The 11,985-nt window shown below is 74.5% G+C and carries 14 protein-coding genes; 7 read left to right on the forward strand and 7 right to left on the reverse strand.

Translation table 11 applies throughout. The features are described 5' to 3' along the window. Nucleotides 1–29: 29 nt before the first annotated feature. On the reverse strand, nt 30–479 hold the full coding sequence (locus tag ACFU7Z_RS25515; protein ID WP_049657806.1) for a CBS domain-containing protein: 450 nt from the start codon (nt 477–479) through the stop codon (nt 30–32). An 82-nt stretch (nt 480–561) separates the two neighbouring features. After that, nucleotides 562–1,554 carry a slipin family protein gene (locus ACFU7Z_RS25520; RefSeq protein ID WP_079272701.1) on the reverse strand — a complete coding sequence of 331 codons (993 nt, stop codon included), beginning with the start codon at nt 1,552–1,554 and terminating at the stop codon, nt 562–564. Nucleotides 1,555–1,709: 155 nt separating this feature from the next. Here ACFU7Z_RS25520 and ACFU7Z_RS25525 point away from each other — a divergent pair, with 155 nt between their 5' ends. After that, on the forward strand, nt 1,710–2,546 hold the full coding sequence (locus ACFU7Z_RS25525; protein WP_079272682.1) for a uracil-DNA glycosylase: 837 nt from the start codon (nt 1,710–1,712) through the stop codon (nt 2,544–2,546). Nucleotides 2,547–2,657: 111 nt separating this feature from the next. On the opposite strand, the gene ACFU7Z_RS25530 is transcribed toward ACFU7Z_RS25525, so the two are convergent. Then, the gene (locus tag ACFU7Z_RS25530; RefSeq protein WP_074005179.1) at nt 2,658–3,536 is read right to left on the reverse strand and encodes a CHAD domain-containing protein; all 879 of its coding nucleotides are present in this window, start codon (nt 3,534–3,536) and stop codon (nt 2,658–2,660) included. Between the two features lie 167 nt (nt 3,537–3,703). On the opposite strand from ACFU7Z_RS25530, the gene ACFU7Z_RS25535 reads away from it, so the two are divergent. The 3 genes from ACFU7Z_RS25535 (at nt 3,704) to ACFU7Z_RS25545 (ending at nt 6,098) form a co-directional block, all read left to right on the forward strand. Further along, nucleotides 3,704–4,378, forward strand: a complete 675-nt coding sequence (locus ACFU7Z_RS25535; RefSeq protein WP_074005178.1) for a hypothetical protein — start codon at nt 3,704–3,706, stop codon at nt 4,376–4,378. 153 nt (nt 4,379–4,531) lie between these two features. Beyond that, nucleotides 4,532–5,335 (forward strand): thioredoxin domain-containing protein, encoded by an 804-nt coding sequence (locus ACFU7Z_RS25540; protein ID WP_049659252.1) that lies wholly within the window; start codon nt 4,532–4,534, stop codon nt 5,333–5,335. A gap of 106 nt (nt 5,336–5,441) precedes the next feature. Continuing rightward, complete coding sequence (locus ACFU7Z_RS25545) at nt 5,442–6,098, forward strand: vitamin K epoxide reductase family protein (protein WP_380779891.1); 657 nt, start codon at nt 5,442–5,444, stop codon at nt 6,096–6,098. Nucleotides 6,099–6,105: 7 nt separating this feature from the next. Here ACFU7Z_RS25545 and ACFU7Z_RS25550 read toward each other — a convergent pair whose 3' ends face one another. From ACFU7Z_RS25550 to ACFU7Z_RS25565, 4 genes are all read right to left on the reverse strand, one after another. Continuing rightward, the gene (locus ACFU7Z_RS25550; RefSeq protein ID WP_117486965.1) at nt 6,106–6,606 is read right to left on the reverse strand and encodes an NUDIX hydrolase; all 501 of its coding nucleotides are present in this window, start codon (nt 6,604–6,606) and stop codon (nt 6,106–6,108) included. 106 nt (nt 6,607–6,712) lie between these two features. Then, complete coding sequence (locus tag ACFU7Z_RS25555) at nt 6,713–7,801, reverse strand: serine hydrolase domain-containing protein (protein WP_380779893.1); 1,089 nt, start codon at nt 7,799–7,801, stop codon at nt 6,713–6,715. 48 nt (nt 7,802–7,849) lie between these two features. Then, nucleotides 7,850–8,365 carry a GNAT family N-acetyltransferase gene (locus ACFU7Z_RS25560; RefSeq protein ID WP_049660050.1) on the reverse strand — a complete coding sequence of 172 codons (516 nt, stop codon included), beginning with the start codon at nt 8,363–8,365 and terminating at the stop codon, nt 7,850–7,852. Between the two features lie 24 nt (nt 8,366–8,389). Further along, on the reverse strand, nt 8,390–8,806 hold the full coding sequence (locus ACFU7Z_RS25565) for an ankyrin repeat domain-containing protein (protein ID WP_049660049.1): 417 nt from the start codon (nt 8,804–8,806) through the stop codon (nt 8,390–8,392). A gap of 398 nt (nt 8,807–9,204) precedes the next feature. Here ACFU7Z_RS25565 and ACFU7Z_RS25570 point away from each other — a divergent pair, with 398 nt between their 5' ends. From ACFU7Z_RS25570 to ACFU7Z_RS25580, 3 genes are all read left to right on the forward strand, one after another. Then, nucleotides 9,205–9,399: a hypothetical protein gene (locus ACFU7Z_RS25570; RefSeq protein WP_049660046.1), complete on the forward strand. Its 195-nt coding sequence runs from the start codon at nt 9,205–9,207 to the stop codon at nt 9,397–9,399. Nucleotides 9,400–9,513: 114 nt separating this feature from the next. Continuing rightward, nucleotides 9,514–11,130 carry a hypothetical protein gene (locus ACFU7Z_RS25575; protein ID WP_380779896.1) on the forward strand — a complete coding sequence of 539 codons (1,617 nt, stop codon included), beginning with the start codon at nt 9,514–9,516 and terminating at the stop codon, nt 11,128–11,130. A gap of 311 nt (nt 11,131–11,441) precedes the next feature. Next, nucleotides 11,442–11,816: an RNA polymerase-binding protein RbpA gene (locus ACFU7Z_RS25580; protein ID WP_049655293.1), complete on the forward strand. Its 375-nt coding sequence runs from the start codon at nt 11,442–11,444 to the stop codon at nt 11,814–11,816. The last annotated feature ends 169 nt before the right edge of the window (nt 11,817–11,985 follow it).

An 11,985-nucleotide genomic window follows, 5' to 3' on the forward strand; every position in this document is an offset into this window, starting at 1 on the left:
GGCCGCGGCCCGCGTACGCGCGGCAGGCGTCAGCCCTGGGCCGCCCCCGCGGGAGCCTCCTCCGCACAGACCGCCGAGACGAACTCGGCGACCCGCGCCTGCGGCAGCCCGCGCGCGATGTCCGCCTCGCTGATCATGCCGACCAGCTTGTGCTCCGGGTGGTTGATCACCGGCAGCCGGCGCACCTGGTACTGCTCCATCACCCGCAGCACCTGCTCGCAGTCCTCGTCCGCCTCCACCGTCATCGGCCGCCCCTGCGCCAGCTCGCCCGCCGTCACCGATGCCGGGTCGCGGTCCTCGGCGACGCAGCGCAGCACGATGTCGCGGTCGGTCACGATCCCCAGCAGCTTGTCGCCCGGCCCGCAGATCGGCAGGGCGCCCACATGGCGTTCCCGCATGATCCGGGCTGCGGCCGCGAGCGTCTCGTGCTCACGGATGCACTCCGCGCCCGGGTGCATGATGTCGCTGGCTCTGGTCATGGTCCGCCTCCTGACCTGGCTTCCCGTTCCCCTCGTCCATCGTGGTCCGGGCGGATGGCCGACGCCACCGGGGCCGACCCGCTCACTCCGCTCCGTCCGACCCGGCGGGGCCGCCGCGCCCGACCCGGCCGTCCGGCGACTCCGGTCGGTCCAGCGGCGACTGCTCCAACACCTCTTCCAGGGGAGGGAGTTCATGCCTGGGAGGCTCCGGCTCCAACCCCTCCTCCGGGATCTCGCCGCTCTCCACCGCCTCCTCCACGGCCTTCGCCCCGGCCGCGACCGCCGCCGCCGTCAGCAGATTCCGCTGCTGGACCTCCGTGGCACTGTCCAGGAAGCGCAGCAGCTCCACCGGGAAGGGCAGCACCAGCGTCGAGTTCTTCTCCGCCGCCACCTCCACCACGGTCTGCAACAGCCGCAGTTGCAGCGCGGCCGGAGTCGCGCTCATCACGGCTGCGGCATCCGACAGCCGCTGCGAGGCCTGGTACTCGCCGTCCGCCGTGATGATCCGGGCCCGCCGCTCCCGCTCGGCCTCCGCCTGCCGGGCGATCGAGCGCTTCATCGACTCCGGCAGCGCGACGTCCTTGATCTCCACCCGGTCGATCTCGATGCCCCAGCCCAGCGCCGGGCTGTCGATCATCAACTCCAGCCCCTGGTTGATCGGTTCCCGGTTGGCCAGCAGGTCGTCCAGCTCGCTCTTGCCGATGATCGAGCGCAGCGAGGTCTGCGCGACCTGGGAGATCGCGAAGTTGTAGTCCTGCACGTTGACGGTGGCCTTCACCGGGTCCACCACCCGGTAGTAGACCACCGCGTCCACCCGTACGGTCACGTTGTCCCGGGTGATGCCCTCCTGCGCCGGGATCGGCATCGTCACGATCTGCACGTTGACCCTGCGCAGCCGGTCCGCGACCGGCATCAGCGCGACCAGCCCGGGCTCGCGCACCTCGTCGCGCACCTTCCCGAAGCGGAACACCACGCCCTTCTGGAACTGCTGGACGACCCTGATGCTCAGGCCCGCACAGATCACCCCGAGCCCGGCCAGCCCCCCGAGCGCACCCAGCACCGCATCGACGATCATCGCGGCCTCCTCGCGACCGGCGCGCTGCGCGCACACCGGCGTCTCCGGCCGCCGCCGACCCGGACCGGCCGGGGACCGCCGGAGCAACTGATTCCACGCTACGCCTGCCCGGAGGACGCCGGTACGAACGTCCCGCTCCCCCTAGGATCCTGACCATGCCGACCGAGGCCGCACCCTCCTCCCCCGCCGACGAGCCCTCCCACCTGGCGGCCGATCCGGCCTCCGACCAGGCCGCCGACGACCCCGAGCACCCCCGGCACCCCGCCGAGGCGGCCGCCCGGGCCGCCGGACTCGCCGCGCTGGACCGCGTCGTCACCGGCTGCCGGGCCTGCCCGCGCCTGGTCGCGTGGCGCGAGGAGACCGCCCGCACCAAGCGCCGCGCCTACCAGGACCAGGACTACTGGGCCCGCCCGATCCCCGGCTTCGGCCCGCCGGACGCCCCGCTCGTCCTGGTCGGCCTCGCCCCCGCCGCCCACGGCGCCAACCGCACCGGCCGGATCTTCACCGGCGACCCCTCCGGCGACCTGCTCTACGCCGCCCTGTACGAGCTCGGGCTCGCCAACCGCCCCGAGTCCGTCCGCTACGGCGACGGCCTGGAACTGTCCGGCGTCCGGATCACCGACCCGGTCCGCTGCGCCCCGCCGGACAACAAGCCCAGCACCGCGGAACGCGACACCTGCCGGCCCTGGATCACCCGGGAGCTGGAGCTGATGCGCCCCACCGTGCGCACCGTCGTCGCCCTCGGCGGCTTCGCCTGGCAGGCGATGCTGCCGGTGATCGCGGACGCCGGCTGGCGGCTCCCCCGCCCCCGCCCCGCCTTCGGCCACGCCGCCGTGGCCGCCTTCCCGGCCCGCGACGGCGGCCCGGACCTGCGGATGTACGGCTGCTACCACGTGAGCCCGCGCAACACGAACACCGGCCGGCTGACCACCGCGATGCTCCGGGACCTGCTGCGCGAAGCCGCCCGCTCGGCGGGGCTCGACCCCCGGTAGGGCGCGGCGGAGCGGGCCGGTCGAACCGGCGGGTGGCCGTGATCCCGCCGTCCACCGGCAGCGTGACGCCCGCGACGTACGAGGCCCGGTCGCTCAGCGGCCAGGCCGCCGCTACCCGAAGCGGGCCAGCTTCCGCCTGCCCGCCGCCCGCCAGACCTCCGGCAGCCGGCGCCGGGCGGCCTCCTCCGCGGCCAGCTGGCGGCCGTAGAGGACGCCGTAGCCGAAGGGCTCGCCGCCGCTCGCCGCGTGGGCGGCGAGGGTGCTCGCGGCGACCACCGCGTCCTGGTGCTCGCCCAGCACCTCCTGGACGGCCTTCATCCGCTGGGCGTAGCGCTCGGCCCGGGCGCCGACGGCCGGGGCGGCGGTCTCGCCGGCGTAGCGGGCGCGCTTGGCCGCCTTGCGGGCCGCGTGGAGGGCGAGGTCCCGTTCCCCGGGGGCGGCGGCGAGGGCGGCGCGGACGCGTTCGGCGGTGCGGTCCTGTTCGCGGGCGGCGATCCGGGAGAGCTCCGGGACGGCGCCGCGGGCGGCGCGCGGGAGCAGCGGCGGGTCGGCGAGGAGGGTGGCGAGGGCCTCGCCGAGGGCCCGGCGGCGGGGGCTGTCGAGGGCGGCGACGACCTCCGGCCAGATCTGCCGGTACTCGGCCTCGCCCCACCGCTCCAGCGCGGCGGCGACCCGCTGCGGCCCGCATTCGGCGGGCAGCTCGCGGGCCTCGGCGGCGAGCCGTGCGGCCAGCACCTCGCGGTCCCGCGCCCCGCCGAGCGCGGCGGCGAGCCAGCGCAGCTCGGCGACCAGCTCGTCGGTGGTGCCGGGCGCGAACAGCCGCCGGAAGGTCCGCAGGGCGCTGCGCAGCCGCCGGCAGGCGACCCGCATCCGGTGCACGGCGTCCGGTTCGTCGGCCCGGACGGCCTCGTCCAGGCCGGCCAGCACCACGGCCTGCGCCTCGATGCGGGCCAGCAGCACCTGTCCCACCGTGGTCTCGGGTTTCACCATGCGCGCTCGCCCCCTCGTCGGGTCAGCGGGAACGCCTTCCAGGCTAATGCGGCCACGGCTGCTGTCGACCCGACGGGCGACCTCGCAGGCTACTGAGCGCGCGTCAGCCGGACCAGGGACCTACGGGCCCTCGTGCCGGACGCGGAGGCCATGGCATACTCCGGAGCGTGACGACCTCCTCCCACGCGACCAGGGCCCTGCGGGCCGCGGTGTTCACCGCGCTCGCCGTGCCGATGGCCGCGTTGGGCCAGGTGGTCATCACGGGCCGTCCGCTGCCGCTGTCGCTGGTGGCCACGGCCGGTGCCGTCGTCTTCCTGGTCGCGACCGTGCTGGCCGGCGGGGAGCGGCGGTTGCTGCACATCTCCGGCGTGATGGTGCCGGTCGAGCTGCTGCTCAACACCACGTTCAACCTGGGCCAGGCCGGCTGTTCGCCGGTGCTGGCCGGTCAGGTGCCCGCACGCGGGGTGAACCTGCTGGTCTGTGGCGGCGGTTCGGTGGACGGCTCGCTGCTGAGCGGCCCGCTGGGGCACACCGCCCAGTTGGCGCCCGCCGCGACCCAGCTGCTGCTCCTGCTGGTGCACCTGGTGATCGCGCTGGCGGCCTCCGCCTGGCTGCGGATGGGCGACGCCGCCCTGTCCGGCCTGGCCCGGGCGCTGCGCGCGCTGAGCGAGTCGCTGGCCGGCCCGCTGCGCGCCCTGGTCGTCCTGCTGCTCCCGGCCCCGGTCCGTCCGGTGCTGCGGGTGCCGCTGCCGGTGTCGGACCGCCCGCGGCCGCGCCGCGAGGACGTGGTGCTGAGCCCGGCGCCCCGGCGCGGCCCGCCCGCCTTCGCGCCTGCCTGCTGATCTCCGGCCTCATCTGATCATCCCCGTACCCGCCCGAAACGGGCCCGGTACGCCCGCAGGCAGTGCGCACGACTCCCGCGTTCACCGACCCCGCCGCAGCAGCTGCGGCTTCCCGCGCGCACCCGCGCGCCGCGTACAGGAGTTGACTCCCCCGTGTCCCAGGACAAGAACAAGAAGCGCATCAGTGCCCGCGAGCGGATCCAGGAGGCGCAGCGCCGCGAGCAGCAGGCCGCCAAGCGCCGTCAGCGGATCGTCGTGACGGTCTCCGCCGTCGTCGTGCTGGCCCTCGCGGGCGGTGTCGCCGTCGCGGTCAACTCGGCCTCGGACAAGAACGACAAGTCCTCCGCCGCCGCGTCGGCGCCGCTGGTCACCCCGGCCAACGCCTCCGGCCCGAACGGCACGGTGATCACCTACGGCAAGGCCGACGCCCCGCACACCATGGCGGTCTACGAGGACTTCCGCTGCCCGGTCTGCAAGCACTTCGAGGCGGCGAACGGCGAGACCGTCAAGAAGCTCACCGAGGACGGCCAGATCAAGGTGGAGTTCCACCTGGCGGCCTTCCTGGACAAGAGCCTCGGCGGCAAGGGCTCGCGCACCGCGCTGGCCGCCGTCGGCGCCGCGCTGAACGAGGGCGTGGACCAGTTCAAGGCGTTCCACGACGTGCTGTACGCCAACCAGCCGGACGAGCGCGAGGACGGCTTCGGCGACGTCAACCACATCCTGGACCTGGCCGGCCAGGTGCCCGGGCTGAAGACGGACGCCTTCGTGAAGGCGGTGACCGACAAGACCTACGCCCCGTGGGCGGCCAAGGTCGCCGACGCGTTCAACGACAGCGGCGTGACCGGCACTCCGACCGTCAAGGTGGACGGCAAGCAGATCACCCTGTTCGCCGGGAACGCCGTGGTCCCGCCGGAGCAGTTCACCGCGCAGGTGAAGCAGGCCGCCGGCCTCCAGTAGGCCGCGCCCCCACCCCCGCGCACCACCGCACCGTACGGCACCACCCGGCCCGGCCGAACTCCCGGCCGGGCCGGCTCCTCCCAGCCAGCCACCGGAGTGTGCTGCCATGTCCGCTGCTACCACCGTGCCCCCGTCCCGCTCCGCTCCCGACGACGACGCCCGGGCCGGGGCCCCGATCGGCGCGAGCCGGGCCTATGCCTTCCTGCTGTTCCTCGGCGGTCTGGTCGGGCTGGCCGCCTCGGCGGTCCTGACCTTCGACAAGCTCCGCATCCTGGAGAACCCCTCCTACGTCCCCAACTGCAACATCAACCCGGTGATCAGCTGCGGTTCGGTGATGCGCACCGAGCAGGCGGAGGTCTTCGGCTTCCCGAACCCGCTGCTCGGGCTGGCGGCCTTCGGCGCGCTGGCGGCGATCGGTGCGGGGCTGCTCGCCGGTGCGGCGTACCGGCGCTGGTTCTGGCTGGGGCTGAACGCGGGCACCGCGGTGGGCGTGGGGTTCGCGCACTGGCTGATCTACCAGGCGCTGTACGACATCGGCGCGCTCTGCCCGTACTGCATGGTGGTGTGGGCGACGGTGGTGGCGCTGTTCTGGTACACCACGCTGCACAACCTGCGCTCGGGCGTGATCCCGGTGGGCCCGCGGCTGGGCGTGGTCGTCCGGGAGGCGGCCCGCTACCACTGGGCGCTGCCGGTGCTGTGGGCGGCGGTGATCGCACTGCTGGTCCTCAACCGGTTCTGGTACTACTGGAGCACGCTCCTCTGACCATCCGTCACCCCACGTACCCGTCCGAGTGCAACAGCGTGGCGGCGCCCGTCCGCCGGGCCTCCAGGGCCCCGGTGAGCCGGCGCGCCGCACCGGGCTGCAGCAGGACCACCGCCTGGGCCGGGGTGAAGTACCCGTGGTCGGCGATCTCCTCGACCTGCGCCCGGACCACCGACCCGGCCGCGACCGTCCCACCGTCGAACATGAACTGCACGGCGGGGTGGGCGTGTTCGCCCTGGTCGGGGATGGCGTCGCGCCACTCCACGACGAGCAGCCGCAGCGGCCCGGCCAACAGACCCGTCTCCTCGTACAGTTCGCGGGCGGCGCACTCGGCGGGCCCCTCCCCCGGGTCCATCCCGCCGCCGGGGAACTGCCACTGGTCGCGGTAACTGGCCTTCAGCAGCAGGACCTTGCCCGCCTCGTCGGTGAGCAGCACGCTGCACCCGACGTAGGCGCGCACCATCCCGGCGAGCCACTCCTCCTCCGAGAGTGCCCAGGTGTCCGTCATCGCGCCTCCTCCGCCGACCGCCGCCGTCGGGGACAATCTGCCGCGATCCCCGCCCGCCAAACGGCTGTTCGCGCCGAATCCACCCGAATGAGTGCCGGATCCGGCCTCAGCCGAAGACGGCCCGCCGGAAGGCGTTGCGCAGCTCGGTGAGCCGCTGGATGTCCCGGTCGTAGTGCACCTTGTTGGTGAGCAGCAGGGCCCAGCGGCCGAGCCGCCGGGAGACCCAGAAGCCGGTGCCGGTGAAGCCGTAGTGGACGAAGGTGCCCTCGGCCGGTCCGGTGCCGGGGGCGTACAGCCAGGACAGGCCGCGGGCGGGGGCGAGGCCGCCGGTCTGCTCGCGCAGCGACTCCTCGATCCACGCCCCGCCCCAGGGCAGCCCGGGCGGCGGGGCGAGCAGCGCGGTGAGGAAGCGGGCGAGGTCGCGGGCGGTGGAGAAGGCCCCGGCGTTGCCGGAGACCCCGCCGAGCAGCCGGGCCGAGGGGTCGTGGACGACGCCGCACAGGTGGGCGCCGACGCCCTCCTCGTACTCGGTGGGCGCGGTGCGGGCGGCGAGCGCGGCGCCGAGCGGACCGTAGCGGGTGTCGGCCATCCCGAGCGGCCGCCAGGCCCACTGCTCGGCGAGCCGGTCCAGCGGCGCCCCGCCGAGGTCCTCGACCAGGTAGGTGAGCAGCACGGCGGCCCGGTCGGTGTACTCGACGGCCGCGCCCGGCGGCCGGTGCGACGGGGCGGCGAGCACCCCGGCCCGGATCGCCGACGGGTCGCGCCCGTAGAGCTGCTCGAAGCGGGTGTACGGGAGCATCCCGGCGGTGTGGGCCAGGAGTTGACGGACCGTCACCGCTCCGGCGGGGTGCCCGGCGGCGGGCGGCCACCAGGCGCCGAGCGGCTCGTCCAGCGGCAGCCGTCCGGACTGCCGCAGCACCCCGGCGCAGGGCCAGAGCGCGACCACCTTGGTGAGGCTGGCGAGGTCGTACAGGGTGTCCGGCCCGGGCCTCAGCCGCGCGTACGGCCCCTGCCCGAGCGCGCCGTGCCCGCCGCCGCCGAGCGCGCCGCCGGCGTCGCCGACGGCCCAGACGGCGCCCGCCCCGACGGTGCGCGCGCCGTCCTCGACCAGCCGGTCCAGCTCCCCGCCGGGCGCGGCCAGGCCGGGGAGCCGGTCGGCTCCGGGTGCGTCGGGTCCAGTCGCTCGGTGGCTCATCCGTCCCCCTCCTCGGGCCGACGGGAGCCTTCCCCGCGCGGCCGCGGCTCAGACCGCCGGAGCGAGTTCCTTGCCGAGGCAGACGCTCTGCGGGTGGTCCTTGTAGATGCCGAACTTCCGGATCGCGGCGTAGCCCTCGGACTGGTACAGCGCGATCGCCTCGGGCTGCTCGGTGCCGGTCTCCAGGATGAAGCGGGTACGCCCGGCCTCGACCGCGGTCCGCTCCAGGCGGCGCAGCACCGCGCGGGCCAGGCCGCGGCCGCGGGCGTCGGGGACCACGAACATCCGCTTCAGCTCGGCGTCACCGTCGCGCAGGCCGTCCGGGCCGGCCTGCTTGGCCCGCCAGCCGCCGCAGCCGACCGGCCGGCCGTCCAGGTAGGCGATCATGAACAGGCCGGCCGGCGCCTCGAAGTCCTCGGGGTGCAGGACGGTCTCGTCCGGGTCGCCGTAGCGGCGCACGTACTCCTGCTGCACCTCCGCCGACAGGGCCTGGGCGTCGGGGTGGGCGTAGCCGGTGACACGGAACTCGACGGTGCCGGTGTCCTGGGCGGTGCTGGTGCTCATGGTGAAAAAGCCTACGATCCCCGCTCAGCGGACCTCGAACCGGGCGACCAGCTCGTCCTTGCCGAACATCCGGGCGGTGTCCACGGCGCTCGGGACGCCGGCCCGGGGGTCGGCGCCGCCGGCCAGCAGCACGTCGAGCACGTCCGTGGCGCCCTTGAAGACGGCGCCGGCCAGCGGGGTCTGGCCGCGGTCGTTGGCGCGGTTCGGGTCGGCGCCGTACCGGAGCAGCTCCGCGACAGTGGCGGCGTGGCCGTGGTAGGCGGCGAGCATCACCAGGGTGTCGCCGCGGTCGTTGGTGAGGTCGGCCGGGGCGCCGGCCCCCAGGTAGGCGGACAGGGTGTCCGTCTCCCCGGCCCGGGCGGCGTCGAAGAGCTTCCCGGCGAGCGCGATCACCTCGGCGTCGGGGGCGTCGGCGGGCTGCTGGCTGGCGGCGTCGGTCATGGCGGGCGGCCTTTCCGGTCGGGTCGTCGGGCGGTCTCGGGGCTGCGCCCAGGGCACGGTAGCGGCCGGTGCCGCGACGGGCCAGCGGACGTCCGGGATCCGGATGACGGCCCGCTCCCGCCACGACACGCGACCGCACGCGTTGCGCAGCCATTCGAGCGAACTTCCGGGACCCCCCGGAAACTTCCCACCCGCCGCCCGGGAATGCCTGGGCGCACCGAATCCCCGCGCGGCCCGGCCCCCACCCCGGCCGGTGCGCATACCGCCACCCGGCCGCCGGAACGGTATTGAACGGCAGAACCACCCATTTGCACCGTTCCATCATCTATTACTTTTTGTCACGATTAGTGCACTTTCCGTAACACCCCTGCTTGTCCCCACTTCCTGAGGAGCGGAACGTGATCCTCTCGATTTCCGGCATCGTCCTGTTCGGCACCATCGCCTTTCTCTTCTTCCGCCGGGACGGACTAAAGGTCTCCCACGCCATCGTCTGCGCCCTCTTCGGCTTCTACATCGCCGGCTCCTCGATCGCGCCGAGCATCACCGCGGGCGGCGCGAGCCTCGCCAGCCTGCTCAGCGGCATCAGGTTCTAGCCGCCACCTCCTCCCCCGCCGTACCGGCCCGGGCGCGGATCCCACACCGCCCCCGGGCCCCGTCGTTCCCCACCGCGCCCACCCCACCCGTCCCACCGCCCGGGGAGTCAAGGAATGCCGCTCCACCGCCACCTCAGCAAGGGCCGCACGATCGCCCGGACCGCCGGGGACCACGCCTCCGACATGTTCGCCCCGCTCTCCGTCATCGGCCGCGGCCTGCGCCACCACGTCGACTGGGCCAGGTCCCGCTGGCAGGAGACCCCCAAGGAGCGCCGCGGCCCGACGCTGTTCCTGACCGCCGCCCTGCTGATCGGCGTCTACCTGCTGCCGCACGGCCTGCTGTTCGCCCTGATCGCCCTGATGGCCAGCGCCGCCTGGGCCGGCCGGGCCCCCAAGGCGGCGCCCGCACCGCCCGCGCCGGACGCCTCCGACGTCAAGCTCGCCGCCCTCTACGCGGCGCTCACCCCGTACCTGTGCGGCCCCGAGGACGCCAACCCGCTGTACCACTTCGAGGGCGCCTACAAGAGCGCCTTCAGCGCGTGGGAGTTCGACGGCGAGGGCCGGCTCTCCCGGCTGGAGATGAGCTACCCGGCCTACTTCACCGACACCGAGCCGTCCTCCCGGGCCCGGATCGAGCAGGTGGTCCAGGGCAAGGCCGGCCGGGCCCGCGAGTACCGCTTCGACTGGGACGAGGAGTCCAACCGGCTGCGGATCACCGCGCTCGCCCCGCTGCCCACCGACATCGCCGCCCAGCGCTTCGTGGCCGCCCCCGGCGAGATCGTGCTGGGCTTCACCGACGAGGACGGCACCGCCCGCACCATCCCGGTCACCCGGGGCGGCACCACCGCCCAGCAGCCGCCGGTGGTCTGGCGCACCGGCCCGCGCTCCTCCGAGCCGCACCTGCTGGTGCTCGGCGTCACCGGCTACGGCACCTCCAGCCTGCTGCGCTCGGTCGCCCTCCAGGCGCTCCCGTACGCGGACCTGGTGGTGGTCGACGGCGCGGGCACCGGCGAGCACGCCTGCCTGGTGAACCGGCCCGGCGTGCACACCGTGGAGACCAGCCTGCACGGCGCGCTGGCCGCCCTGGACTGGGCCGTCGGCGAGACCGAGCGCCGGCTCGCCGCGCTCAACGCCGCCCGGCACGCCGGCACCGCCCCGCCCGAGGACGTCACCCGGCCGCTGTGGCTGCTGCTGGACCACCCGACCGAGCTGAGCGAGCTCGCCCAGGCCGAGGGCCGCCCCGACCCGCAGGACCTGCTGGAGCTCCCGCTGCGGCACGGCCGGGCCGCCCGGGTCACCGTGGTGGTCGCCGACGACCTCGCCGCCCGGGACCGGCTCACCGCCACCGTCCGCACCACCACCCGGGCCCGGGTGGTGCTCGGCCCGGCCGGCCCCGACGAGGGCCGCGACGCGCTCGGCGCGCCGCTGGACATCGTGCCCGCCTCCCACGCCCCGGTCGGCCGCGGCTACGCCCGGATCGGCAACGGCGCCCCGCTCCGCCTCCAGGTGCCCGCCACCGTCGACCCGCTGGACGACGAGGCCCCGGCCCCGCTGCGGGACGCGGTGATCGCCCTGCTGCCGCACCGGGACAGCCGCACCGAGGCGGCCGCCGCCGCACCGCCCCGCCCGGACCGCCCGCCGGTGGTCCCCGCCGCCGACCCGGCCGCGCCGGCCCGCCCGGTCGACCTGGCCAAGGGCGAGCCGATGATCCGTTCACGGCCGATCTCCTGACGGCCGGGCCGGGCCCGTCTCCCGGGCCGGTTCCCCGGCCCTCGACCGGGGGCGGCGACCACCGCCGAATCCCGTCCCGGTACGCTCGTCACGGAAAGTCCGCACGATCACCAGATGTGAAATACGTGACACCTGGGGTGATATCACCGGCCAGATGTGACAAATCGGGCGCAGGTGGGTACAAACAGGGGCGGCACTACAGACGACGCATGTCCCGGGACGGGAATCTTCGTCGGAAGCCGAGCGTTGACCGAACGACGAAGAACAGCGACCACTAGTCCTGTGGGCCATAAGCCCGGGAGGCACGATTCATGAGCGAGCGAGCTCTCCGCGGCACGCGACTCGGGGCCACTAGCTACGAGACCGACCGTGGTATCGATCTGGCTCCCCGCCAGACCGTCGAGTACGCATGTCAGAACGGACACCGTTTCGAGGTTCCTTTCTCGGTCGAGGCCGAGATCCCCGCGACCTGGGAATGCCGCTTCTGTGGACAGGAGGCGGCGCTTCTCGACGGCGACGAGCCGGAAGAGAAGAAGATCAAGCCGACGCGCACCCATTGGGACATGCTGATGGAGCGCCGGACGCGCGAGGAGCTGGAGGAGGTGCTGGCCGAACGGCTGGCCGTGCTCCGCTCCGGCGGGATGAACCTCGCGGTACACCCGCGAGACACCCGTAAGAGCGCCTGACACCTCGCTCCCGCCCCGTGCGGGAGGACGCGAAAAGGGACCCTGGTCACCAGGGTCCCTTTCGCGTTGTCCGGGCGTGGTCCGCATGGTCCGCGTGGTCCGCGCGACGGGCCGTTCGGGTGCCGTCCGCGCGACGAGCCCCCGAGGGGCGGGGTGTCCGCCCCTCGGG

The sequence above is a fragment of the Kitasatospora sp. NPDC057518 genome (genome assembly GCF_042802075.1).
GTDB lineage: Bacteria > Actinomycetota > Actinomycetes > Streptomycetales > Streptomycetaceae > Kitasatospora.

Excerpts from the sequence above, each read along its gene's own strand:
- ACFU7Z_RS25580 (WP_049655293.1), top strand. The coding sequence starts at position 11,442 with ATGAGCGAGCGAGCTCTCCGCGGCACGCGACTCGGGGCCACTAGCTAC.
- ACFU7Z_RS25515 (WP_049657806.1), bottom strand. The coding sequence starts at position 479 with ATGACCAGAGCCAGCGACATCATGCACCCGGGCGCGGAGTGCATCCGT.
- ACFU7Z_RS25575 (WP_380779896.1), top strand. The coding sequence starts at position 9,514 with ATGCCGCTCCACCGCCACCTCAGCAAGGGCCGCACGATCGCCCGGACC.
- ACFU7Z_RS25525 (WP_079272682.1), top strand. The coding sequence starts at position 1,710 with ATGCCGACCGAGGCCGCACCCTCCTCCCCCGCCGACGAGCCCTCCCAC.
- ACFU7Z_RS25545 (WP_380779891.1), top strand. The coding sequence starts at position 5,442 with ATGTCCGCTGCTACCACCGTGCCCCCGTCCCGCTCCGCTCCCGACGAC.
- ACFU7Z_RS25565 (WP_049660049.1), bottom strand. The coding sequence starts at position 8,806 with ATGACCGACGCCGCCAGCCAGCAGCCCGCCGACGCCCCCGACGCCGAG.
- ACFU7Z_RS25560 (WP_049660050.1), bottom strand. The coding sequence starts at position 8,365 with ATGAGCACCAGCACCGCCCAGGACACCGGCACCGTCGAGTTCCGTGTC.
- ACFU7Z_RS25520 (WP_079272701.1), bottom strand. The coding sequence starts at position 1,554 with ATGATCGTCGATGCGGTGCTGGGTGCGCTCGGGGGGCTGGCCGGGCTC.
- ACFU7Z_RS25530 (WP_074005179.1), bottom strand. The coding sequence starts at position 3,536 with ATGGTGAAACCCGAGACCACGGTGGGACAGGTGCTGCTGGCCCGCATC.
- ACFU7Z_RS25555 (WP_380779893.1), bottom strand. The coding sequence starts at position 7,801 with ATGAGCCACCGAGCGACTGGACCCGACGCACCCGGAGCCGACCGGCTC.
- ACFU7Z_RS25550 (WP_117486965.1), bottom strand. The coding sequence starts at position 6,606 with ATGACGGACACCTGGGCACTCTCGGAGGAGGAGTGGCTCGCCGGGATG.